The 274-nt window shown below is 37.2% G+C and carries 1 pseudogene; it reads right to left on the reverse strand.

The features are described 5' to 3' along the window. A pseudogene (locus C1E99_RS00250) lies at positions 1 to 274 on the reverse strand (ISL3 family transposase); the annotation flags it as partial.

Below are 274 nucleotides of genomic sequence, written 5' to 3' on the forward strand. Positions count from 1 at the left end.
CACAGTGGCTATTTCCTGTTCGATGAGACTGAAGAAATGATCTGAATTTTTCTCTTGGAAATGAAACAATAGAAATTGATAGAGTTCATAGTGCTGTCTGAGTTCATCTGAGTAGGATAGGAGTTTTTCTAGAATTTCCTTGTTGGTTAAATGCATCCGAAACATAGGGCGATAAAATCGTTTATCGCTGAGTTTACGACTATCCTGTTGAATCAATTTCCAGTAGCGTTTCAAAGCTCGGTATTCCTGTGATGTTCTGTCGAATTGATTCATA

It is taken from the genome of Streptococcus suis (assembly GCF_002964045.1).
Classification (GTDB): domain Bacteria; phylum Bacillota; class Bacilli; order Lactobacillales; family Streptococcaceae; genus Streptococcus; species Streptococcus suis_U.